The sequence below is a fragment of the Achromobacter sp. SIMBA_011 genome (assembly GCF_046535435.1).
In the GTDB taxonomy this organism is placed as follows: Bacteria; Pseudomonadota; Gammaproteobacteria; order Burkholderiales; family Burkholderiaceae_B; genus Achromobacter; species Achromobacter dolens.
This window is the reverse complement of the sequence record NZ_JAWRWN010000010.1, coordinates 1-22,028: the sequence shown is the minus strand read 5'-3', so window position 1 is coordinate 22,028 and position 22,028 is coordinate 1. Positions and strand designations below refer to the sequence as shown.

Here is a 22,028-nt window from a genome sequence, read left to right as displayed (position 1 = left end):
GCCGGTTGCCCGATCCTTTCCTGAATGAGTCTTTCCATGAAGTCATTGATGATCCTGAGTAAACGCGTTGCCGCACTGGGCCTGGTGGCTCTGGCGGCGTGGGGCGGCAGCGCCCGGGCCGCCGACGTGATCCGCGTCGGCGTGGCCACGGCCGGCGGCGGCGACCCGATCACCTGGGGCGGCTCGCCCGGCGGCGTGGTGCGCGTCAACCAGTGGCTGGAACAGGCCTTCGCCGCCGACGGCGTCAAGGTCGAGTGGCTGTTCTTCAAGGGCGCCGGCCCGGCCGTCAACGAGGCGCTGTCGAACAAGCAGATCGACTTCGCCTACCAGGGCGACCTGCCGCAGGTGGTGGGCCGCGCCAACGGCCTGAAGACCAAGCTGCTGCTGGTCAGCGGGGCGCGCAACAACCTGTACCTGGTGACGCCGCCGAACTCCCCGCTCAAGTCCATCGAGGACCTGAAGGACCGCAAGGTGTCGATCTTCCGCGGCACCAACGGCCACCTGGTGGCGATCAACGTGCTGGCCGCGCATGGCCTGGCCGAGCGCGACATCAAGGGCGTCAACCTGGATGCCGGCAGCGCCCAGGCGGCGCTGGTGTCCAACGGCGTGGACGCGGCCTTCGGCGGCTACGAATGGTTCAAGGTGCGCGACCAGGGCCTGGCCAAGGTCATCTACAGCACCCAGGGCCAGGATCCCGCCTACACCCGCCAGGCCTCGCTGCTGGTGCGCGAGGACTTCGAGCGCGAGAATCCCGCCCAGGTGCAGAAGGTGGTGGACGTGTTCGTGCGCGCCGCGCAGTGGTCGTCCGACGAGAAGAACCGCGACGCCCTCTTCAAGATCTGGGAAAAGAGCGGCGTGCCCTACGCCTCGTGGCAGGCCGAGTTCGACAAGCAGGACCTGGCCTCGCGCAACTCGCCGCTGATCGACGACTTCATCATCGCCCGCTACAAGGCGGTGGTGGCCGACGCCGCCAAGCTCAAGCTGATCCGCCGCGAGGTCTCGCTGGACGGCTGGTTCGATCCGCGCTATCTGCAGAATGCGCTCAAGGCCCAGGGGCTGGAGCGCTACTGGACCGCGTTCGACGCCGCCGGCAAGCCGGTATCGGGCCCGGCGCAGGCTGCGCGCTGACGGGACCGCGCCATGGCCTCTCTTTCTCATCACGCCCTGCCGCGCCTGGCCCCGGCGCCGGCCAGGGCGCGCCAGGCGGCCTGGACCGCCGCGCCCTGGCTGCTGCCGCTGGCGCTGCTGACGCTGTGGCAGACTGGCGCCAGCCAGGGCTGGATCTCGCCCCAGGTGCTGCCGCCGCCCGCCTTCGTCTGGGACACCCTGCGCGACCTGGCGACCAGCGGCGACCTGTGGCTGAACACCCGCGCCAGCCTGCAACGGGTGCTGGTCGGCTTTGCCCTGGGCAGCCTGCTGGGGCTGCTGCTGGGCACGGCGATGGGCCTGTCTCGCCGGCTCGAGGCCTACGTGCTGCCGACCTTCAACGCGCTGGTGCAGATCCCGGTGCTGGCCTGGCTGCCGTTCGTGCTGCTGATCGTCGGCATCGGCGAACCGCTCAAGTACATCCTGATCGCCAAGGCGGCGCTGGTGCCCGTCACGCTCAATACCTTGCAGGGCTTTCGCCAGGCCAGTCCGGCGCTGCGCGAAGTGGCGCGGGTCTATGGCTACAGCCGGCGCCAGGAAGTGCTGGAGGTGGTGGTGCCGCTGGCCCTGCCGACGCTCTTCACCGGCCTGCGGCTGGGCTTCACCAAGGCCTGGCTGTCGCTGGTGGTGGTCGAGCTGGTGGCCTCCAGCGAGGGCCTGGGCTACCTGATCGTCTATGGCCGCCAACTGTTCCAGCTCGACCTGGTGATGGCCGCGGTGATCGTGGTGGGCGCCATCGGTTACGCCATCGACCGGCTGCTCGACTGGACCGAGACGCGCCTGATCCACGGCCGCCGCGGCGCCGCCAACGTACAGGTGCGGCCATGAACGCGCCCACGCCTGCCTCGCGCGACGCGGCCGAACTGGCGCTGGCGCAACCGCTGGCCGTGCGCGGCGGCGGTCGGTGGCGCGGCCTGGTGCTGCCGGTGGCCGCCATCGCGCTGTGGTGGCTGCTGGCCCGCGCCGACCTGGTGAACTCGGCCCTGCTGGTGTCGCCCGGCAAGGTGCTGGCCACCGCCGCCGACCAGATCGTCGGCGGCAAGCTGTGGCGCGCACTGGGCGCCAGCCTGGCGCGCGAGCTGACCGGATTCGCCATCGGCACGGTCCCGGGCCTGCTGCTGGGGGTGCTGCTGGGCCTGTCGCCGCTGTTCAACCGGCTGGTGGGGCCGAGCTTCAACACCTTCAAACAGATCTCGCTGTTCGCCTGGATTCCGCTGATCTCGGTGTGGTTCGGGCTGGGCGACACCGCCAAGGTGGTGTTCCTGTCGCTGGCGGCGCTGGTGCCGGTGGTGGTCAACACCTGCGATGGCGTGCGCAACGCGCCGCCCAAGTTGCTGGAGGTGGCGCGGGTCTACGGCTACAGCCGCTGGCAGACCTTCGCCCAGGTGGTGCTGCCGGCCGCCGCGCCGGCCATCTTCACCGGCGTCTACCTGGCGCTGATCTATTCCTGGCTGGCCACCATCGGCGCCGAATACCTGCTGGTGGCGGGTGTCGGCATCGGCAACCTGCTGATCGAGGGCAGCGAACATTTCCAGATGGACCTGGTGATCTTCGGCATGTTCGTGGTCGGGGTGATCGGCTGGCTCATGAATGCCCTGGCCCGCGTGGCCGAACGGCGGCTCGCGCGCCTGCGCGGGCAGGACCAATAACCGCAGGAAAACTCAGGCATGACTCAACCTACTTCGCTGGACCTGTCGCTGCAGGCGGTCGGCAAGCGTTATCCCAGCGCCCAGGCCGAGGGCGGCGTGCTGCAGGTGCTCACGGGCGTGGACCTGGACATCCCCGCAGGCCAGTTCGTTTCCATCGTAGGCGCCAGCGGCTGCGGCAAGTCCACCCTGCTGCGCCTGATCCTGGGGCTGGACGACAGCTTCGAGGGCGCCATCACGCTGGGCGGCGAGCCGGTGCGCGGCACCGGGCCGGAACGCGGCATCGTGTTCCAGGACCACCGCCTGTTCCCGTGGCTGACGGTGGCGCAGAACATCGCCGTGGGCCTGCGGAACGCGGCGATTTCCAACAACGAAAAGCGCGACCGGGTGGCCGAGCACATCGCCCTGGTGGGGCTGGAGGGCTTCGAGCAGTCGTATCCCCACCAGATCTCGGGCGGCATGGCGCAGCGCGTGGCGATCGCGCGCGGCCTGGTCAACCGGCCGCGCGTGCTGCTGCTGGACGAACCCTTCGGGGCGCTCGACGCGCTGACCCGGGCGCGGCTGCAGACCGAGTTGCAGCGCATCTGGCAGAAGGAGCGCATCACCATGCTCCTGGTGACGCACGATGTCGAGGAAGCGGTCTACCTGGGCGACCGGGTGGTGATCATGCAGCCGCGCCCGGGGCGCATCCGCCGCATCGTCGACGTGCCGCTGGCGCACGCCCGCAACCGCAGCGATCCACGCTTCATCCGCCTGCGCGACGACGTGCTGTCCGACTTCCTGGAGCCGGATGGCGCGCCCGCCGACGACAGCCCGCCGCTGGGCGCGGAGGCGGCCGGCGGCGTGCCGGCGCTGCCGTCGCTGGCCTCGCTGCGGATGGCCTGGTGATGCCTGCGACGGCCACGCCACTTGTCGCGCCCTGACCGCCTGTTTCGTCACTTGCCGACGGCCGCCGCCCGAGCGAGGCCGCCATTCCTTTTGGAGGGAAACCCATGACCCGCCCCTCGCGCCAGATCAAGCTCGGCGCCTTCCTGATGCAGACCGGCCACCACATCGCCGCCTGGCGCCATCCCGAGGCGCAGGCCGACGCGCCGGTCAACTTCCGCCACTACGTCGAACTGGCGCGGCGCGCCGAGGCCGCCAAGTTCGACGCCATCTTCCTGGCCGACTCGGTTGGCGTGCGCAACACCGACCTGCCATCGCTGTCGCGCACCGCGCGCAGCGACCATTTCGAGCCGCTGACGCTGCTGTCGGCGCTGGCCGCCGTGACCGAGAAGATCGGCCTGATCGCCACCGTCTCCACCACCTACAACGAGCCCTACCACGTGGCGCGCAAGTTCGCCTCGCTCGACCACATCAGCGGCGGCCGTTCGGGCTGGAACCTGGTGACCTCCAGCGGCCAGGGCGAGGCGCAGAACTTCAACCTGGACGAACACGTGGAACACGCCCGCCGCTACGCCCGCGCCGCCGAATTCCACGACGTGGTGCTGGGGTTGTGGGACAGTTGGGAGGACGACGCCTTCCTGCGCGACAAGGCCAGCGGCCAGTACTTCGACCCCGCCAAGCTGCATCCGCTGCGCCATCGCGGCGAGCATTTCTCGGTGCGCGGGCCGTTGAACGTGTCGCGTTCGCCGCAGGGCCGGCCGGTGGTGGTGCAGGCCGGCGCCTCGCCCGCCGGCCGCGACCTGGCGGCGCGCACCGCCGAGGTCATCTTCGTGGCCCACCAGACCTTCGACGAAGCCCAGGCGTTCTACCGCGACATCAAGGGCCGCGCCGTGGCGTACGGCCGCGATCCCGACGATATCAAGATCATGCCCGGCATCTTTCCCGTGATCGGCCGCACCCAGGCCGAGGCCGAGGACAAGTTCGCGCGCCTGCAGGACCTGATCCATCCGGTGGTCGGCGTGCAGTTGCTGTCCAACATGATCGGCGGCTTCGACCTGTCGGGGTATCCGGTCGACGGGCCCCTGCCCGACCTGCCCGAGACCAACGGCGGCAAGAGCCGCCAGCAGTTGCTGATCGATCTGGCGCGGCGCGACAACCTGACGATCCGCGAGCTGTACCTGCGCATCGCCGGCGCCCGCGGCCACCAGCAGGTGGTCGGCACGCCGCAGAGCGTGGCCGACCAGTTGCAGCAATGGTTCGAGGAAGATGGCGCCGACGGCTTCAACATCATGTCGCCGTGGCTGCCCGGCGGGCTGGACGACTTCATCGAACTGGCGCTGCCGGAGCTGCGCCGCCGCGGCCTGTTCCGCAGTGAGTATGAGGGCGCCACGCTGCGCCAGCATCTCGGCCTGGCGCGTCCGCCGCATCGGGCCGTGGCGGCGGCGCAAGCCGCTGTCGCCGAGGCGGAAGCCGCCTCCGCCTGAGGCCGGGCGTGGCGGGACGCCAGGCGGCCCGGCGATATCATCCTGGCTCATAGCAGATAGGCGGTTTTTCATATTGATGAATGACCGCGCTGGCCTCATCATGGCGCGGGGGCCGTCCGGACCCCGCGCCGATTCCGCCACCGACATGCCGCACAAACCGCTCGCCATCCTGCAAATGGGCCGTCCGCCCGAAGACCTGCGCGCCACCCACGGCGAACAGGCCGACTGGGTCGCCGCCGCCCTGGACGGCATCGACGTCCCCCTGGCGGTCCTGCATCCCGCCGCCAGCGACGCGCTGCCCGACCCCGCCTCGCTGCGCGGCGCGGTGCTGACCGGCTCCTGGTCCATGGTGACCGACCGCGAGCCGTGGAGCGAGCGCACCGCGCAATGGCTGCGCGACGCCATGGCCGCGCAGTTGCCGCTGCTAGGCATCTGCTATGGCCATCAACTGATGGCGCACGCGTTCGGCGGCGTGGTCGACTATCACCCGCGCGGCCGCGAAATCGGCCTGCATACGGTTCAGCGCCTGCCCGCCGCGGCCGCCGATCCGCTGCTGGCGAGCCTGCCCGACCGTTTCCTGGCCCACCTGACGCACGAACAGAGCGTGCTGCGGCCGCCCGCGACCGCGACGGTGCTGGCCGGCACGGCGCACGATCCGCACCAGGTGCTGCGTTACGGCCCGCGCGCGCTGTCGGTGCAGTTCCACCCCGAATTCACCGCCGGCCTGATGGACGCCTGCCTGGCGCGGCGCCAGGGCCTGCTCGCGGCGGACGGCCATGACGTCGCCGCGCTGCGCGCCGCCCTGGCGCCCACCCCGCACGCGCAATCGATCCTGCGCGGCTTCGCGGCGGCATACTGACCTATCTGCTGTGGTCGCTGCCGGCGCTGATCGTCATTGCCGCCATCGCCAGCGGCCGCCTGAACACCACCCTGGCCGCCGTGCTGGGCCTGCTGGCGGCCGCGCCGGTGGCCCTGTTCAGCGCGCCCGGCGTCTTCGGCGCGGGCCATCTGGGCCATGCCCTGGCGCGCGGCCTGTGGATCGGCGCCATCATCACTCCCTACATCCTGGGCGGCCTGCTGTTCTGGCAGATGGCCGCGCGCGGCGATCCCGGCCAGCGTGACGCGCTGGCGCCGGCCGACCCGCTGGCGCGGCGCCGCCTGCTGTTCTTCGCCTGTTTCCTGATCGGCCCTTTCGCGGAGTCGGCCACCGGCTTCGGCGTCGGCATGCTGGGCACGGTGCTGCTGATCCGGCCGCTCGGCTTCAAGCCGCGCGAGCTGATGGTGTTCGCGCTGTTGAGCCAGACCCTGATCCCCTGGGGCGCCATGGGCAGCGGCACGCTGCTGGCCTCGGCCTATGCGCGCGTGCCGGCAGCCCATCTGGCGCTGGTCGGCATGGTGCCGGTGGCCCTGCTGATGATCGTCTGGATGACATTGTTCTGGCGCACCGCGAACCGCGCCGGACTGCCGGCCGCCGCCAACGAGCGCGCCCGCGAGGCCGGCTGGATGCTGGCCTGCCTGGCGCTGCTGACGGCGGCCACGGCGCTGCTGGGGCCCGAGACCGCCTTGCTGGCGGCCTATGGCCCGCTGATCGTGCTGCGTTTCGTGCTCGACCGCCGGCCCGGCCGCGCCGAGCTGCGCACGGCGGCGCGCGGCGCCCTGCCCTACGTCGTGCTGATCGCCTGCCTGGTGGTGACGCGCCTGACGCCGGGCCTGAACCCGGCCCTGGCCCGGCTGGCAAGGATCGCGCCCTATCCCGACCTGCCCGCCTGGGCGCCTTTCCTGCACGCCGGGAGCTGGCTGATCGGCGGCGCGCTGCTGATGGCGCTGCTGCGCCGCCAGCCCGGCCTGCTGGCCGGTAATGCGCGCCACGCCTGGAACACCGGCAAGCACGCAGTGCTGTCCGTGTTCCTGTTCGCGATGATGGCCGAGGTGCTGGCCGGCGCCGGCATTTCACAGGCCTTCGCCGACGGGCTGTTCCGCAGCCTGCAGGACTGGACGCTGCTGCTGACGCCGCTGCTGGCCGGCGCCTTCGGCATCCTGGCCAACAGCGGCAACGCGCCCAACAGCCTGTTCATGCCGTCGCAGCTATCGCTGGCGCTGCACGCCGGCCTGAGCCTGCCGGCGGCGGCCGCGCTGCTGCACGTGTCGGGCACGTCGATGGGATTCTTCTCGCCGATCCGCATGTCGATCGCCGCCGGCCTGGCGCACGGCCGTGGCCAGGAACGGGCCGTCTACGCGCAACTGCTGCCGTTCGCGCTGAGCGCCTTCGCCATCCTGCTGGGCCTGGCGCTGCTGCTGGTGCTGGCGGGCTGAACCGCACGCCGCGCCCGGCCAACGTGGCGGGCGCAGGCTAGTGCGGCGACGTCAGCCCCAACAGGCCCGCCACCGCCAGCACCAACGCGCCCAGCGCCAGCTCCCACAGCGTGTTGCGCCGGATCGCGCGCAACGCCACCACGGGTTGTGTCCGGATGCGCGCGATCCAGCGATAGCGGTTGCACAGCGCCAGGCCCGTCATGGCCAGCGCCAGCGCCACCTTGACCATCAACGCCTGCACGTATCCGGAGGCTGGGTCGGGCAACCCGGGACCGAGAATCAGCGCCGCATTGGCGACGCCGCTCAACAGCAGCACGGCCACGACCACATGCCCCCAGGCCGAAAACCGCAGCAGCGCCCGCGTGGCGTCCCGCCGCCACGCCGGCCGCCGCCAAGCCGCCAGCCACAGCAGGAAGACCAGCAGCGATCCCAGCCAGAACGCCGCCGCCAGCACGTGCAGGAAGTCATTCAGCGCGTGCGCCAACCCCAACCAGCCCTCGTGCATCGCCGCATGGCCGCTCAGGGCCAGCGGCGCCAGCGCCAGCGCGGCGACCCCGGCGATCAGGCTGGGGCTGCCGGGCCGCAAGCCGAGCACCACGCCCAGCAGCGCCGCCGCGGCCAGCGCCCGCACGATCCAGACCTGCCCGTAGCGCGTCTGCAGGATGACGGTGTCGAGCATGTCTTCATCGAACATCGCGTGCCAGTCGCCGGCGATGCTGGCGACCTGCAACGGCAACAGGCACAGCGTGGCGACGAGGCCGACGATCCCCGCCAGGCGGAAAGCGCGCCGCAGCGCGGCTTCCGTCTCCAGCCCGAGGCGGGGCGAACCGCCCAGGGCCAGCATCGCGCCAGCGCCGAACAACACCGCCACCGCGCCGGCGGCGAGGGCCCGGCACAGCGCGAACGCCAGCAACAACGGGGTCATCTCAAGGCTTGACCGTGAAGGTCCAGGCGCCGTCGGTCTTGTGGCCGTCCTTGGAGAGCGCTTGCCATTTGACCGTGTAGGCGCCGGCCGGCAGCGGCTGGGCCACCGGCAGCACCAGGGTCTTGTCGTCGCCGGGCGCCGGCGCCGCCTTGGCCGTGACGGCGGGCTTGCCGGCGGCATCCAGCACGGTCAGCGTGGAAAACGCGGGCTCCAGCCCTTCGGAAAAGCTGGCGCTCACCGAGGACGGCGTGGCCACTTCGGCCTTGTCGGCCGGCGTAGCGCGCTGCAGGTGGGCGTGGGCCCAGGCCCATTGCGGGGCCAGGATCAGCGTGGCGGCGATCAGAACGGGTTTGAACATGATGAATCTCCTGGAAAATAGGCGGCGCGGGGCCGCGTGGCGAATAAGAGACGCGCGGCAGGCGCGGGGGAAAGTCGCGAAAGGAATGGCGCGCGAGACGGGGCGAGGCAGGCGCCAGGGCCGGGGTCCCGTGCGTGTCAACGACGAGCCAGCCGGGCGAAACCGTGCAGGCGCGGCGCGAAAACGGCATCAGGCCGCGCGCGGCGGGGCCCGTGACTGCTGTGGCAGCCACAGCGGCTCGCCGCGGGGATGCGGCGCGACGTCGATGGCAAAAGGCAACGCCGGCAGCTCGGCCGGCAGGCGCCAGGCGATGCCGGCTGGCGCGGGCGGGCAAGCCCCGCCCAGCATGGCGCAGGTCGATGCGCAGCAGTGCGGCAACGGGCCGCCCAGGGCCCCGGCGTCATGGCCGGCCGCGGACGGGCTGGCCGGTGTATCCGCCGCCAACACCACCACGCGCGGACCGCTGGCGGTGCAGAGGACGACGCTGGCTCCATTTCCGGACCCCCCCGCGGACGCCGCCGGCGCGGGCGCGCCGAACGCCGCGGAGGCCACCAGCGACTGGAAAACCAGCAACGCCGCCGCCAGCCACGCCACCGCGCGGCGGGTGGCGGCGGACGGGCTTGTAAACGTAACCGGCGTGTGCATCCCCATGGTGGCCATGAGCTTACGACGGCCGCCGGAGGGCCGCAACTTCAATCTGACCCGCTACAACTGTTATGCTCCACGCTTTCAACATTTGAAGTCGCAGCACACCATGGGTCTAGAACAGCTCGCCGCAATCCGAGAACTGCTCGTGAAGCAGGCTCCCGAAGAGGCGGCTTCCAAAAAGAAACCCGCCCGTCCGGCCGCCAACGAAGCGGGGTCGCGCAAGCCCTCCGCGCGTCCGTCCGACGATGCGGCTGCCGCCCGGAAGAAACCTGCGCGTTCGCCGGCTGGCGAACGACGCGAGGCGCCGGCGGTCGACCCGGTGCTGATCGCCATTTCGCGGTTGCAACGGCAATTCCCCAAGGCCTTCCCCAAGAAGCCGGCGCCCAAGGTGCCGCTCAAGCTGGGCGTGCTCGAGGATCTGGTGCAACACGCCAAGGCCCTGCAGCTCAGCGCCGACGAGATCAAGCAGGCCGTCAAGACCTGGTGTGACGGCCGCCGCTACTGGGACTGCATGGTCGAGGCCGCCGCGCGCGTGGACCTGAACGGCGAACCCGCCGGCGCCGTCACCGCCAACGAGGCGCAGCACGCCAAGCGGATGGCCTCGCGCCGCCACGCCAAGGCGGGCGGTCGCGGCGGCAAGGGCAATGCGAACAAGGGCAAGCCGGCCGCGGAAGGCGCCCAGCAGCCGGCGCAGGTCGAGGCCGCCGCGCCCGCCGCCACGTCCGTGGACGCGACGGTCGACACGTCTGTCGATAAGTCTGTCGATACCTCGGTGGCAACGCCGGCCCAGGCGCCGTCGGATACGCAGACGGCCGACTGATCGCTGCATCCCAAAGAACGCGGACCGTGCGGCGCCAGGCGCTCCACGGTCCGCGGTGCTTTGGAGGGCCGGGCGGAGCCGCCCGCCTCAATCCAGCCGGATATCGGCGCTCTGCACCACCTTGGCCCAGCGCGCCCGCTCGCTGTTGAAGAACTGCGCCAGTTGCACCGGATCGCGCACCACGATCTCGGCGCCCTGCTCGTTCAGTTGCGATTTCACGTCGGGCTGGTTGACGATCTGGCCCATCAGCGCGGCCAGCAGGCTGGCGGTCTTGTCGGTGGTGGTGACGGGCGCCATCACGCCCTGCCAGGTGCCGGACTCGAAGCCCGCCACACCCTGCTCCGAAATCGTCGGAATGTCGGCCACCAGTTGCATGCGTTCCTTCTTCGAGATCGCGATCGCGCGCAGCTTGCCGCCCTTGATGTGCGGCAGCGTCGCCAGCAGGCCGTTCATGATGACCTGGGTCTGGCCGCCGATGGTGTCCGTCACCGCCTGCGAACCGCCCTTGTAGGGCACGTATTCCCATTGCGCGCCGGTGGCCTGCTGCACCGCCACGGCCGCCAGGTGCGGCGCGCTGCCGATGGCGGTGACGGCGAAATTCAGGCGTTGCTTCTTCGACAGCGCCACCAGCTCCGGCACGGTCCTGGCGGGCACATCGGGATGCACCGCCAGCACGTGCGGCGAATACGCCAGCATGCCGACCGCGCGCAGATCCTTGGATGGATCGAACGACAGCTTGGTGTAGACCGACGGGCTGATCGCCAGCGCGCCGACGTCGCAGAGCAGCACCGAGTGGCCCTCCTGCGCCGACTGCACCACGATGCCGGCGCCCAGGTTGCCGTTGGCGCCCGGCTTGTTCTCGACCACCACCGTCTGCTTGAGCGCTTCGGCCAGGCGCGGCGCGATCACGCGGGCGATGATGTCCGACGAACCGCCGGGCGGGTACGGCACCACGATGCGCACCGGCCGCGTCGGCCATGCGTCTGCCTGGGCCCAGGCCGGCGTCAGCCGCGCCAGTCCCAGCGCGGCGGCGGCGGCCAGCAGGTGCCTTCTGTTTGAATCCATGTTGTCTCCGTTGTCGTTGTAAGTAGAGTGTCCGGGCCGGCCGCGGCAGGCCCGGTCCAGCCCCCGGCGTCGCGCGCCGGGGTGCCGCTTGCGTCGGCTCCGCCGCCGGCGGCCCCGAGGGAAAGGCGTCAGGTCACCGGACCCGGGTTGAACAGCGCCAGGGCGTTGTGCAGCTTGAGCGCCTCGGCACAGGTCTGGCGCCGGCCGCTGGCCACGTCCAGCATCAGACGGAACAGCTCCCAGCCCACGTCTTCGATGCTGGCTTGGCCGGTGGCGATGCGGCCGGCGTCCACATCCATCAGGTCGTGCCAGCGCCGCGCCAGGTCGCTGCGGGTGGCGACCTTGATCACAGGCACCTGCGCCAGCCCATAAGGCGTGCCGCGGCCGGTCGTGAAGATGTGCAGGTTCATGCCCGCCGCCAACTGCAGCGTGCCGCAGATGAAATCGCTGGCCGGCGTGGCCGCGAAGATCAGACCCTTGCGCGTCAGCCGTTCGCCCGGCGACAGCACGCCATCGATATTGGACGTGCCGGACTTGATGATCGACCCCATCGCCTTCTCGACGATGTTGGACAGGCCGCCCTTCTTGTTGCCCGGGCTGGTGTTGGCGCTGCGGTCGGCGCTGCCGCGTTGCAGGTATTCGTCGTACCAGGCCATTTCGCGCACCAGCGCCTGCGCCACTTCCGGCGTGGCGGCGCGCGCGGTCAACTGGTCGATGCCGTCGCGCACCTCGGTGTTTTCCGAGAACATCACGGTGCCGCCGGCGCGCACCACCAGGTCGGCCGCGAAGCCGACCGCCGGATTGGCCGTCACGCCCGAGAACGCGTCGCTGCCGCCGCACTGCACGCCCACCACCAGCTCCGACACCGGACAGGTTTCGCGGCGGCGCTGGTCCAGGATCCGCAGATGGCGCTCGGCGGTGCGCATGATGTTGGCGATCATGGACTCGAAGCCCACGTGTTCGTCGTCCTGCAGCACGATGGTATCGACGCCGCCGTCCGCCGCCATGCCCTCGCCAGCGCGGATCGGGATGGCGCCGGGCGCCAGCAGGCGCTCGGGCTGCAGTTTCTCGCAGCCCAGGCTCACCACCATCGCGGTGCCGCCGAAGTTGGGATTGCGGGCGATGTTGTGCAGCGTGCGCACCGGAATCGCCGCGCCCGGCGCGTCGATGGCGACGCCGCAGCCATAGGTGTGCTCGATGCCCACCACCCCGTCGACGTTGGGATAGCGCGGCAACAGCTCGCGGCGGATGCGCTCGACCGCATGTTCGACCACGCCCTGCACGCATTGCACCGTGGTGCTGATCGCCAGGATGTTGCGCGTGCCGACGGTGCCGTCGGCATTGCGGTAGCCCTCGAACGTGTAGCCTTCCAGCGGCGGCAGCGGCGCGCGCTTGCGCGTACCGACCGGCAGGTCCTGCAGCGTGCGCGCGGCGGGCATGGTGGTGACGCGTTCATTGACCCAACTGCCGCGCGGCAGGTCGCGCGCGGCGTAGCCCACGATGACGTTGTAGCGGCGCACCGGCTCGCCCTGCGCCAGGTCGCGCAGCGCCACCTTGTGGCCTTGCGGCACGGCTTCGACCAGCGTCAGGCCGTCGGCCAGCGCGGCGCCGGCCGCCAGGCCGCCGTCATTGGCGACGATGGCAACGTTGTCCTCGGGATGAATCTTGATCAGCACGGGCGCAGGGCCAGCCGCGGGCAGCATGGGGGAGTCCTCTGAGAATGGAGTGCCGCGGTAGGCGGCGCGCGATACGTTATCGTACAACCAATGCAATTATGCTTTGCCCCAAGCCTGGCTCGCATTGCGGATTTCCCGAACATTACGCCTGCAAGCGCTGGGCAATCGGTTGAACCGCCCAAAATCATGTTGTACGATGACGTACCTATTCAATCGGGTCCGCGCGACAGGCACGCCTGCCAGCGGTCACCCCGCCACTTACGGAAACCCGCCCATGACCACGCCGCAGGAGCTCAAGGCCATCGTCTCGGAAGGACTGCTCTCCTTCCCCGTGACCGATTTCGACGCGCAAGGCAACTTCAACGCCAAGACCTATGCCCAGCGCCTGGAATGGCTGGCCCCCTACGGCGCCACCGCCCTGTTCGCCGCCGGCGGCACCGGCGAGTTCTTCTCGCTGGCCCCCGACGAGTATTCGGATGTCATCCGCACCGCCGTCACCACCTGCGCCGGCAAGGTGCCGATCCTGGCCGGCGCAGGCGGCCCCACCCGCCTGGCCATCGCCTACGCCCAGGAGGCCGAGCGCCTGGGCGCCAAGGGCGTGCTGCTGCTGCCGCACTACCTGACCGAAGCCTCCCAGCAAGGCATCGCCGACCACGTCGAACAGGTCTGCAAGTCCGTCAAGATCGGCGTCATCGTCTACAACCGCGCCCAGTCGCGCCTGTCGGCCGACCACCTGGCCCGCCTGGCCGAGCGCTGCCCCAACCTGATCGGCTTCAAGGACGGCGTCGGCGACATCGAAGCCATGGTCCGCATCCGCCGCAAGCTGGGCGACCGCTTCTCGTACCTGGGCGGCCTGCCCACCGCCGAGGTCTATGCCGCCGCTTACCGCGCGCTCGGCGTGCCGGTCTACTCGTCGGCCGTCTTCAACTTCGTGCCCAAGACCGCGATGCAGTTCTACCGCGCCATCGCCGCCAATGACCACGACACCACCAACCGCCTGCTCGACGAGTTCTTCCTGCCCTACCTGGAGATCCGCAACCGCTGCGCCGGCTACGCCGTCAGCATCGTCAAGGCTGGCGCCAAACTGGTCGGCCACGATGCCGGCCCCGTGCGCGCGCCGCTGACCGACCTGCATCCCGAGGAACTGGAGATGCTCGACGCCCTGATCCGCAAGCTCGGCCCGCAATAGGCCCGCGACGCGCCACACCTGTTCGCCCCCGTTCCGGGGGCGTTTTCATTCGGAGAGATTCATGACCTTGACCGGCAATATGTTGATCGGCGCCCAGTCCGTAAAGGGCGCCGGCGCCCCGCTGCACGCCATCGACCCGGCCCGCGGCGAACCGCTGCAACCCGGTTTCCGCGCCGGCACCGCCGAGGACGTAGCGCGCGCCGCGGAACTGGCCGCCGCCGCGTTCGACCCCTACCGCGCCGCGCCGCTCGAGACCCGCGCGCAATTTCTCGAGAGCATCGCCGAAGGCATCCTGGCACTGGGCGATGCGCTGATCGAGCGCACCCACCTGGAGACCGGCCTGCCGCTGGCCCGCCTGCAGGGCGAGCGCGGCCGTACCGTCGGCCAGTTGCGCCTGTTCGCGCGCGTGGTGCGCGACGGCTACTTCCTGGACGCCACCGTCGACCCCGCCCAACCCGACCGCCAGCCGCTGCCGCGCGCCGACCTGCGCCTGGCCAACGTGCCGCTGGGCCCGGTGGCCGTATTTGGCGCCAGCAACTTCCCGCTGGCGTTCTCGGTGGCGGGCGGCGACACCGCGTCGGCGCTGGCCGCCGGCTGCCCGGTGATCGTCAAGGCGCACAACGCCCATCCCGGCACCTCCGAAATGGTGGGCCGCGTGATCCAGCAAGCGGTGGCCAAGCACGGCCTGCCCGAAGGCGTGTTTTCGCTGCTGTTCGGCGCCGGCAACGAGATCGGCACCGCACTGGCGACGCACCCGGCCATCACCGCGGTCGGCTTCACCGGCTCGCGCCGCGGCGGCCTGGCCCTGGTGGCGGCCGCCAACGCGCGCCCGGTGCCGATTCCGGTGTATGCCGAGATGTCCAGCATCAACCCGGTCTTCCTGCTGCCTGCCGCCCTGGAAGCGCGCGCCGAAACCATCGCCAAGGGCTTCGTCGAATCGCTGGTCATGGGCGTGGGCCAGTTCTGCACCAACCCCGGCCTGGTGATCGGCATCGAAGGCCCGGCGCTGGAGCGCTTCCGCCAGGCCGCCGGGCAGGCGGTGCAGGCCAAGGGCGCCGCCACCATGCTGACCCCCGGCATCTTCGCCGCCTACACACAGGGCGAACAGGCCCTGGCCGGCCACGCCAGCGTCGCCACGCTGGGACGCGGCGAAGCCTCGCGGCCCGCCGCCAACGCCGCCGGCCCCGCCGTCTTCGGCACCGACGCCGCCCGCTTCCTGGCCTCGCCCGAGCTGGAGGCCGAAGTCTTCGGCCCCGCCTCGCTGGTGGTGGCGTGCCGCGACGCCGCGCAGATGCGCGCGGTGGCCGAGCACCTGGAAGGCCAGTTGACCGCGACCCTGTTCGTGGACGAAGCCGACGCCGACATGGCGCGCGGCCTGCTGCCGGTGCTCGAACGCAAGGCCGGCCGGATCCTGGCCAATGGCTATCCCACCGGCGTCGAAGTCAGCCATGCGATGGTGCACGGCGGCCCGTTCCCGGCCACCTCCAATCCCGCCTCGACCTCGGTCGGCGCCACCGCCATCCGCCGTTTCCTGCGTCCGGTCTGCTACCAGGACCTGCCCGACGCGCTGCTGCCCGACGGCCTCAAGCGCGCCAATCCGCTCGGCCTGCCGCGCATGACCGACGGCGTGCTGTCGGCCTGATCCGCTTCCGGCGAAGCCATGAACGGGCGGCCGTGGGCCGCCCGTTTTCTTTTGGATCGGCGCACAGGCATTGTCGATTCATCTTGTATGTTGTACGATGACATACATCTTAAGTTACCCAATCCCGGCCGCGGGCATGACGCTACGGCGGCCTTCACTTCGCTTCAATGGACCCAGGCATGACCACACCCCAGGAACTCAAGGCCATCGTCTCGGAAGGACTGCTCTCCTTCCCCGTGACCGATTTCGACGCGCAAGGCAACTTCAACGCCAAGACCTATGCCCAGCGCCTGGAATGGCTGGCCCCCTACGGCGCCACCGCCCTGTTCGCCGCCGGCGGCACCGGCGAGTTCTTCTCGCTGGCCCCCGACGAGTATTCGGATGTCATCCGCACCGCCGTCACCACCTGCGCCGGCAAAGTGCCGATCCTGGCCGGCGCCGGCGGCCCCACCCGCCTGGCCATCGCCTACGCCCAGGAAGCCGAGCGCCTGGGCGCCAAGGGCGTGCTGCTGCTGCCGCACTACCTGACCGAGGCCTCCCAGCAAGGCATCGCCGACCACGTCGAACAGGTCTGCAAGTCCGTCAAGATCGGCGTCATCGTCTACAACCGCGCCCAGTCGCGCCTGTCGGCCGACCACCTGGCCCGCCTGGCCGAGCGCTGCCCCAACCTGATCGGCTTCAAGGACGGCGTCGGCGATATCGAAGCCATGGTCCGCATCCGCCGCAAGCTGGGCGATCGCTTCTCGTACCTGGGCGGCCTGCCCACCGCCGAGGTCTATGCCGCTGCTTACCGCGCGCTCGGCGTGCCGGTCTACTCGTCGGCCGTCTTCAACTTCGTGCCCAAGACCGCGATGCAGTTCTACCGCGCCATCGCCGCCAATGACCACGACACCACCAACCGTCTGCTCGACGAGTTCTTCCTGCCCTACCTCGAGATCCGCAACCGCTGCGCCGGCTACGCCGTCAGCATCGTCAAGGCTGGCGCCAAACTGGTCGGCCACGATGCCGGCCCCGTGCGCGCGCCGCTGACCGACCTGCATCCCGAGGAACTGGAGATGCTCGACGCCCTGATCCGCAAGCTCGGCCCGCAGTAAACGCCGGCCCGCAACGGGCGGCCACGCGCCGACCACTGCCTCTTGCGGTTCCGCGCAGCCAGGACGCCCTCCGCCCACCGGAGGGCGTCCTGCTTTGGGCGCCACGGCCACGGCGCCATGAGCCCGCCCCAGCCATGGCCCGATAACGCTCCTGTATGCTGTCATACGGCATCGGGCGTTTATCATAGGGGTTACGGCCCTCCCGGCGCCGCAACCCTACAAGAGAGACAATGGAAACTCCCCGGCCCCGCCCGCGCTCGCGCCTGACCGACGTCGTGATCGACGAACTGACCAAGCGGCTGGACGCCCGCCAGTACCGCCCCGGCGACAAGCTGCCGTCCGAGCATGCGCTGTGCGCCGAATTCGACGTCAGCCGCACCGTGATCCGCGAGGCCGTGGCCTCGATGCGCCTGAGCGGCCGGCTGGTCAGCAAGGCCGGCATCGGCGTGTTCGTCACCGAAGACCGCGAAAAGCCCATCGATTTCGTCGTCGCCCCGGCCGCCGATCCGCGCTGGGCGCTGCACATCATGGAGCTGCGCGCCGGCCTCGAGGTCGAGGCCTGTGGCCTGGCGGCCGAGCGCCGCAGCGCCGCCGACCTGAGCGGCATCGTCGAAGCCTTCGACGCCTTCAACCGCGCCACCCGCGACATGGAAGCCGCCGTCAAGGCCGACTACGAGTTCCACCTGTCGATCGCGCGCGCGTCCAACAACCCGCACTTCCCGGCCCTGCTGCAGGCGGCGGTGCGCGACGTGATGCTGGACCTGAACATCAAGCACGGCGGCAAGACCCCCGAAGAGCTGGAGGTCTACGAGACCCGCAACGTGCAGGAGCACGAAGCCATCCTGACCGCCATCATGCGCCGCGATCCCGGCGCCGCGCGCGCCGCCATGGCCCGCCACCTGGGCGACAGCATCGCCCGCTACCGCAAGCTGCTGTCCAACCCGCCGGCCTGACCGGCCCCGGTCCCATTCCCGGCGCGACTGCGCCGCGGAATCCTCCGGGGCGGCCACGCGCCGCCCCGCCCAGGCCCGTCGCCTGCCGCGCACCGCGCCCTCATGGCGCCCGGCCGCTCGCGCCATATAACCGCTGCCGACATTGCAAATTACGGGAATCCCCTGACTTGCTCACTTGTATGATGGCTGCCATCATACGTCGCATCAGTTATGCAAGATCTGCCGTCCAAGTGCCGCCGATGAGCCTGTTGCCTGTCCCCCGCCCGACCTTCCAACGCTACGCCGCCCGCCTCCACCGGTAAGGCCCGCCCGGAAGGCCATCGTCGCTGACGCCCCGCCTTTCCCCTCCCCGTCCCAAGCGCCTGTCCCATCCCGCCCGCCCGGGGGACGCGACGGTGCGCCGCCGGTCTGTTTCCTAGCCATTCCCTGCCCTTTTCCGTACCCCTGGAGAACACTCTCATGCGCAAGTTCCTGACCACCGCCGTCGCGGCGACCCTGTTGTGCGTTGCCTCCGGCGCCCAGGCCGGCGTCACCTTCGAAGCCGTCAAGAAAAAAGGCTTCCTGCAATGCGGCTTTGCCGGCATTCCCGGTTTCTCGGTGCTCGACAGCAAGGGCGAATGGACCGGCCTGGACGTGGACATGTGCCGCGCCGTGGCCGCCGCGATGTTCGGCGACGCCGCGAAGGTCAAGGGCAACGTGCTGACCGCGCAGGCCAAGTTCACGGCCCTGCAATCGGGCGAGATCGACATGCTGTCGCGCAACACCACCCAGACCCTGACGCGCGACACCACCCTGGGCCTGATCGGCGTGGGCGTGAACTTCTACGACGCCCAGGGCCTGATCGTGAAGAAGTCGATGAACGTCAAGACGGTCAAGGAACTGGACGGCGCCACGGTCTGCGTGCAGCCCGGCACCACCACCGAACTGAACCTGGCCGACTACTTCCGCGCCCGCGGCATCACCTTCAAGCCGGTGCTGGTCGAGAACTACGACGAGAACTTCCGCCTGCTGGAGTCGGGCCGCTGCGACGCCTACACCAACGACAAGTCCAACACCGCCGCCAACATGCGCACCCGCCTGGCCAAGCCGGACGACTGGGAGATCCTGCCGGAGAACCTGTCCAAGGAACCGCTCGGCCCCATGGTGCGCCAGGGCGACGAACAGTGGTTCAACGTGGTGCGCTGGTCGCTCAACGCCATGCTCGAAGCCGAGGAATACGGCATCACGTCCAAGAACGTCGACGAGATGCTCAAGAGCGCCAACCCCAACGTGCAGCGCATTCTGGGCGTGACGCCCGGCATGGGCAAGAACCTGGGCCTGGACGACAAGTGGGCCTACAACATCATCAAGCAGGTCGGCAACTACGGCGAAAGCTACGACCGCGCCATGGGCAAGAACAGCCCCCTGAAGCTGGACCGCGGCCTGAACAAGCTGTGGACCCAGGGCGGCCTGATGTACGGCTGGCCCGTGCGCTGAGCGACTCTCGCGCGGCCCGGCGATGGCGCCGGGTCGCGCCGCGTTTTCCCGATTTCCGCGGACTGGCCGCCTCGCGCCGGCCTCCGCATTCTTTGAAGCAGTCACCATGAACAGCATCGTCAACGCCCGCCTCAAGCAGATCAAACCCTCCCCCAGCATGGCCGCCAAGATCGTGGTCGACGAATTGCGCCGCGCCGGGCGCGAGATCGCCGACTTCACCCTGGGCGAGCCCGACATGGCCACGCCCGCCCACATCGCGCGCGCCGGCCAGGACGCCATCGCCGGCGGCGATATCCGCTACACCAGCCCCAACGGCACCCCGGGCCTGCGCCGCGCCATCGCCGGCAGCCTGGAGCAGACCCTGGGCGCCAAGTACGGCCTGGACCAGATCACCGTGGGCGCCGGCGCCAAGCAGATCATCGGCGCGGCCCTGACCGCCAGCCTGGAACCGGGCGACGAAGTGATCGTGTGCGCGCCGTACTGGGTGTCGTATCCCGACATGGTGTTGCTCAACGAGGGCAAGCCTGTGGTCGTGACCGGACCCGAATCGCAGGGCTTCAAGCTCGACGCCGCCAGCCTGGAGGCGGCCATCACCCCGCGCACCCGCTGGCTGATCCTGAATTCGCCCAGCAACCCCAGCGGCGCGGTCTACAGCCGCGCCGAGATGCGCGCCCTGACCGAAGTGCTGGTGCGCCATCCCCGCGTCTGGATCCTGAGCGACGAAATCTACGCGCCGTTCTGCTATGGCGCCGAAGCGCACGTCTCGCCGGTGCAGGTCGAGCCGCGCCTGGCCGAGCGCACGCTGATCGTCAACGGCATGTCCAAGGCCTACGCCATGACCGGCTGGCGCATCGGCTACGGCGCCGGCCCGGCCGACCTCATCAAGGCCATGAGCACGGTCATGTCGCAAAGCACCAGTTGCACCAGCGCCATCTCGCAGGCCGCGGCCCAGGCCGCGCTCGAAGGCGACCAGTCCAGCGTGACCGAGATGGTCGCCATCTTCAAGGCGCGCCGCGACCTGATCGTGCGGCGCCTGAATGCGATTCCCGGCATTTCCTGCGCCACGCCCGACGGCGCCTTCTACGTCTATGCCAACGTCGCCGGCCTGATCGGCCGCAAGGGGCCGGACGGCGAACTCAAGACCGACCTGGATGTCAGCCTGTTCTTCCTGCGCCAGGCAGGCGTGGCGGTGATCGACGGCGGTTCGTACGGCCTGTCGCCGTATGTGCGGTTCTCCTTCGCCACCGCCACCGAAGTAATCGAACAGGGCATGGACCGGCTGGCCGCCGCGGTCGGCGCGCTGATGGCAGGCTGAACCGTGGGCAAGCAGAACAATGCCAACGCGCGGCGAGCGCCGCGCCGCTGGTCCTGGAACGATCCCGCCACGCGCGCCCTGGCCTACCAGGCCCTGGCGCTGGCGCTGGCGGGATCGGCGATCTGGTTCCTGGTCCACAACACCCTGCAGAACCTGGCGCTGCGCAACATCGCTACCGGCTTCGGCTTCCTCGCGCGCGAAGCCGGTTTCGCCATCGGCGAATCGCCCATCGCCTACGGGCCGGCCGACACCTACGGCCGCGCCATCGTCGTGGGCATCCTGAACACGCTGCGGGTCGGCCTGCTGGCGCTGGTGGCCGCCACCGTGCTGGGCGTGCTGATCGGCGTGGGCCGGCTGTCCAGGAACTGGCTGGTGGCGCGGCTGGCCTCGATCTACGTCGAGGTCATGCGCAATGTGCCGCTGCTGCTGCAGTTGTTCTTCTGGTATGCGCTCATCACCGAGAACATGCCGGGTCCGCGCCAGGCGCACCATCCGCTGCCGGGCGTCTTCATCTCCAACCGCGGCCTCAAGGTGCCGGGGCTGGAAGGCGCCTCGCTCGACTGGGTGCTGGCCGGGCTGGGCCTGGCGGTCGTCGCCATCCTGTTCCTGGGCCACTGGGGCCGGAAACGCCAGGAAGCCACCGGCCAGGCGTTCCCGCTGGGCCGCGCGGCCATCGGCCTGTTGATCGCCCTGCCGGTGATCGGCTGGCTCGCCAGCGGCGCCTCGCTGACACTGGACATGCCGGAACTGAAGGGCTTCAACTTCACGGGCGGCCTGACGCTGACGCCGGAGTTCGCGGCGCTGCTGCTGGGCCTGGTGATCTACACCGCGGCGTTCATCGCCGAGGTGGTGCGCTCGGGCATCCAGGCGGTCGGCAACGGCCAATGGGAAGCGGCCGGCGCCCTCGGATTGCGGCGGCCGCTGGCCCTGCGCCTGGTGGTGCTGCCGCAAGCCTTGCGGGTCATCATTCCGCCCATGACCAGCCAGTATCTCAATCTGTTGAAAAACAGCTCGCTGGCCGTGGCCATCGGCTATCCGGACATCGTGTCGGTGGTCAACACCACGCTGAACCAGACCGGGCAGGCCATCGAGGGCATTCTCATCATCATGGGCGCGTACCTCACGGTCAGCCTGTCGATCTCGATCTTCATGAACTGGTACAACAAGCGCATCGCGCTGGTGGAGCGTTGATATGAGCAGCACTACGCATACCCCCAGCGAAGGGCTGCCGCCGCCCAAGACCCATGTCGGCGCGTGGGCGTGGCTGCGCTCGCGCCTGTTTTCCTCGCCGCTGAACATCCTGATCACGGTGCTGGTGGCGTGGTTCCTGTTGATGTCGGTGCCGGCGCTGGTCGAGTGGGCCTTCATCAAGGCCAACTTCACCGCCGCCAAC

20 protein-coding genes and 1 pseudogene are annotated in these 22,028 nt (G+C 70.0%); 16 read left to right on the top strand and 5 right to left on the bottom strand.

Going from position 1 to position 22,028, the window contains the following annotated elements; translation table 11 throughout:
* Positions 1–36 precede the first annotated feature (36 nt).
* The 7 genes from SB816_RS25605 (at position 37) to SB816_RS25575 (ending at position 7,474) form a co-directional block, all read left to right on the top strand.
* On the top strand, positions 37–1,128 hold the full coding sequence (locus SB816_RS25605) for an ABC transporter substrate-binding protein (RefSeq protein WP_054502456.1): 1,092 nt from the start codon (positions 37–39) through the stop codon (positions 1,126–1,128).
* 12 nt (positions 1,129–1,140) lie between these two features.
* Positions 1,141–1,974, top strand: coding sequence for an ABC transporter permease (locus SB816_RS25600; protein WP_258955741.1), 834 nt, complete (start codon positions 1,141–1,143; stop codon positions 1,972–1,974).
* Positions 1,971–2,795, top strand: a complete 825-nt coding sequence (locus tag SB816_RS25595) for an ABC transporter permease (RefSeq protein ID WP_410547700.1) — start codon at positions 1,971–1,973, stop codon at positions 2,793–2,795. The genes SB816_RS25600 and SB816_RS25595 overlap by 4 nt, the downstream gene beginning before the upstream one ends.
* A gap of 18 nt (positions 2,796–2,813) precedes the next feature.
* Positions 2,814–3,680 (top strand): ABC transporter ATP-binding protein, encoded by an 867-nt coding sequence (locus tag SB816_RS25590; protein ID WP_064525120.1) that lies wholly within the window; start codon positions 2,814–2,816, stop codon positions 3,678–3,680.
* A gap of 104 nt (positions 3,681–3,784) precedes the next feature.
* The gene (locus tag SB816_RS25585) at positions 3,785–5,161 is read left to right on the top strand and encodes an LLM class flavin-dependent oxidoreductase (protein ID WP_372413310.1); all 1,377 of its coding nucleotides are present in this window, start codon (positions 3,785–3,787) and stop codon (positions 5,159–5,161) included.
* Positions 5,162–5,306: 145 nt separating this feature from the next.
* Positions 5,307–6,020: a glutamine amidotransferase gene (locus tag SB816_RS25580; RefSeq protein ID WP_410547755.1), complete on the top strand. Its 714-nt coding sequence runs from the start codon at positions 5,307–5,309 to the stop codon at positions 6,018–6,020.
* 80 nt (positions 6,021–6,100) lie between these two features.
* Complete coding sequence (locus SB816_RS25575; protein WP_410547699.1) at positions 6,101–7,474, top strand: hypothetical protein; 1,374 nt, start codon at positions 6,101–6,103, stop codon at positions 7,472–7,474.
* Between the two features lie 37 nt (positions 7,475–7,511).
* Here SB816_RS25575 and copD read toward each other — a convergent pair whose 3' ends face one another.
* The 3 genes from copD to SB816_RS25560 form a co-directional block, all read right to left on the bottom strand.
* Positions 7,512–8,399 carry a copper homeostasis membrane protein CopD gene (gene copD, locus SB816_RS25570; RefSeq protein WP_410547698.1) on the bottom strand — a complete coding sequence of 296 codons (888 nt, stop codon included), beginning with the start codon at positions 8,397–8,399 and terminating at the stop codon, positions 7,512–7,514.
* 1 nt (position 8,400) lies between these two features.
* Positions 8,401–8,757, bottom strand: coding sequence for a copper homeostasis periplasmic binding protein CopC (gene copC, locus SB816_RS25565; protein ID WP_054502452.1), 357 nt, complete (start codon positions 8,755–8,757; stop codon positions 8,401–8,403).
* 189 nt (positions 8,758–8,946) lie between these two features.
* Positions 8,947–9,417 carry a hypothetical protein gene (locus SB816_RS25560; protein ID WP_410547697.1) on the bottom strand — a complete coding sequence of 157 codons (471 nt, stop codon included), beginning with the start codon at positions 9,415–9,417 and terminating at the stop codon, positions 8,947–8,949.
* 133 nt (positions 9,418–9,550) lie between these two features.
* Between SB816_RS25560 and SB816_RS25555 the strand changes: the two genes are divergently transcribed.
* On the top strand, positions 9,551–10,225 hold the full coding sequence (locus SB816_RS25555) for a ProQ/FinO family protein (RefSeq protein ID WP_175167782.1): 675 nt from the start codon (positions 9,551–9,553) through the stop codon (positions 10,223–10,225).
* Between the two features lie 87 nt (positions 10,226–10,312).
* Here the strand turns inward: SB816_RS25555 and SB816_RS25550 are convergent, their stop codons facing one another.
* Entirely contained in the window at positions 10,313–11,290 is a 978-nt protein-coding gene (locus SB816_RS25550) for a Bug family tripartite tricarboxylate transporter substrate binding protein (protein WP_116793544.1), read from the bottom strand.
* A gap of 128 nt (positions 11,291–11,418) precedes the next feature.
* On the bottom strand, positions 11,419–12,993 hold the full coding sequence (garD, locus tag SB816_RS25545) for a galactarate dehydratase (protein WP_144657397.1): 1,575 nt from the start codon (positions 12,991–12,993) through the stop codon (positions 11,419–11,421).
* Between the two features lie 247 nt (positions 12,994–13,240).
* Here garD and kdgD (SB816_RS25540) point away from each other — a divergent pair, with 247 nt between their 5' ends.
* From kdgD (SB816_RS25540) to SB816_RS25505, 8 genes and pseudogenes are all read left to right on the top strand, one after another.
* Positions 13,241–14,155: a 5-dehydro-4-deoxyglucarate dehydratase gene (gene kdgD / locus SB816_RS25540; RefSeq protein WP_059270414.1), complete on the top strand. Its 915-nt coding sequence runs from the start codon at positions 13,241–13,243 to the stop codon at positions 14,153–14,155.
* Between the two features lie 61 nt (positions 14,156–14,216).
* The gene (locus SB816_RS25535) at positions 14,217–15,797 is read left to right on the top strand and encodes an aldehyde dehydrogenase (NADP(+)) (protein ID WP_410547696.1); all 1,581 of its coding nucleotides are present in this window, start codon (positions 14,217–14,219) and stop codon (positions 15,795–15,797) included.
* A gap of 179 nt (positions 15,798–15,976) precedes the next feature.
* Positions 15,977–16,891 (top strand): 5-dehydro-4-deoxyglucarate dehydratase, encoded by a 915-nt coding sequence (gene kdgD / locus SB816_RS25530; RefSeq protein WP_059270414.1) that lies wholly within the window; start codon positions 15,977–15,979, stop codon positions 16,889–16,891.
* A 230-nt stretch (positions 16,892–17,121) separates the two neighbouring features.
* On the top strand, positions 17,122–17,844 hold the full coding sequence (locus SB816_RS25525) for a FadR/GntR family transcriptional regulator (protein ID WP_049073862.1): 723 nt from the start codon (positions 17,122–17,124) through the stop codon (positions 17,842–17,844).
* 459 nt (positions 17,845–18,303) lie between these two features.
* The gene (locus SB816_RS25520; RefSeq protein ID WP_410547695.1) at positions 18,304–19,320 is read left to right on the top strand and encodes an amino acid ABC transporter substrate-binding protein; all 1,017 of its coding nucleotides are present in this window, start codon (positions 18,304–18,306) and stop codon (positions 19,318–19,320) included.
* A 106-nt stretch (positions 19,321–19,426) separates the two neighbouring features.
* Positions 19,427–20,635, top strand: coding sequence for an aminotransferase class I/II-fold pyridoxal phosphate-dependent enzyme (locus SB816_RS25515; protein WP_410547694.1), 1,209 nt, complete (start codon positions 19,427–19,429; stop codon positions 20,633–20,635).
* Positions 20,636–20,638: 3 nt separating this feature from the next.
* Positions 20,639–21,826 (top strand): amino acid ABC transporter permease, encoded by a 1,188-nt coding sequence (locus tag SB816_RS25510; RefSeq protein ID WP_395757791.1) that lies wholly within the window; start codon positions 20,639–20,641, stop codon positions 21,824–21,826.
* Between the two features lies 1 nt (position 21,827).
* Positions 21,828–22,028: pseudogene (locus SB816_RS25505) on the top strand (amino acid ABC transporter permease); the annotation flags it as partial.

Bases quoted from the DNA above. Each gene is read 5' to 3' on its own strand.
- copC (WP_054502452.1), bottom strand. From the start codon at position 8,757: ATGTTCAAACCCGTTCTGATCGCCGCCACGCTGATCCTGGCCCCGCAA.
- SB816_RS25580 (WP_410547755.1), top strand. From the start codon at position 5,307: ATGCCGCACAAACCGCTCGCCATCCTGCAAATGGGCCGTCCGCCCGAA.
- SB816_RS25560 (WP_410547697.1), bottom strand. From the start codon at position 9,417: ATGGCCACCATGGGGATGCACACGCCGGTTACGTTTACAAGCCCGTCC.
- SB816_RS25605 (WP_054502456.1), top strand. From the start codon at position 37: ATGAAGTCATTGATGATCCTGAGTAAACGCGTTGCCGCACTGGGCCTG.
- SB816_RS25535 (WP_410547696.1), top strand. From the start codon at position 14,217: ATGACCTTGACCGGCAATATGTTGATCGGCGCCCAGTCCGTAAAGGGC.
- kdgD (WP_059270414.1), top strand. From the start codon at position 13,241: ATGACCACGCCGCAGGAGCTCAAGGCCATCGTCTCGGAAGGACTGCTC.
- SB816_RS25550 (WP_116793544.1), bottom strand. From the start codon at position 11,290: ATGGATTCAAACAGAAGGCACCTGCTGGCCGCCGCCGCCGCGCTGGGA.
- copD (WP_410547698.1), bottom strand. From the start codon at position 8,399: ATGACCCCGTTGTTGCTGGCGTTCGCGCTGTGCCGGGCCCTCGCCGCC.
- SB816_RS25600 (WP_258955741.1), top strand. From the start codon at position 1,141: ATGGCCTCTCTTTCTCATCACGCCCTGCCGCGCCTGGCCCCGGCGCCG.
- SB816_RS25525 (WP_049073862.1), top strand. From the start codon at position 17,122: ATGGAAACTCCCCGGCCCCGCCCGCGCTCGCGCCTGACCGACGTCGTG.
- SB816_RS25590 (WP_064525120.1), top strand. From the start codon at position 2,814: ATGACTCAACCTACTTCGCTGGACCTGTCGCTGCAGGCGGTCGGCAAG.
- SB816_RS25515 (WP_410547694.1), top strand. From the start codon at position 19,427: ATGAACAGCATCGTCAACGCCCGCCTCAAGCAGATCAAACCCTCCCCC.
- SB816_RS25595 (WP_410547700.1), top strand. From the start codon at position 1,971: ATGAACGCGCCCACGCCTGCCTCGCGCGACGCGGCCGAACTGGCGCTG.
- SB816_RS25585 (WP_372413310.1), top strand. From the start codon at position 3,785: ATGACCCGCCCCTCGCGCCAGATCAAGCTCGGCGCCTTCCTGATGCAG.
- garD (WP_144657397.1), bottom strand. From the start codon at position 12,993: ATGCTGCCCGCGGCTGGCCCTGCGCCCGTGCTGATCAAGATTCATCCC.
- kdgD (WP_059270414.1), top strand. From the start codon at position 15,977: ATGACCACACCCCAGGAACTCAAGGCCATCGTCTCGGAAGGACTGCTC.
- SB816_RS25520 (WP_410547695.1), top strand. From the start codon at position 18,304: ATGCGCAAGTTCCTGACCACCGCCGTCGCGGCGACCCTGTTGTGCGTT.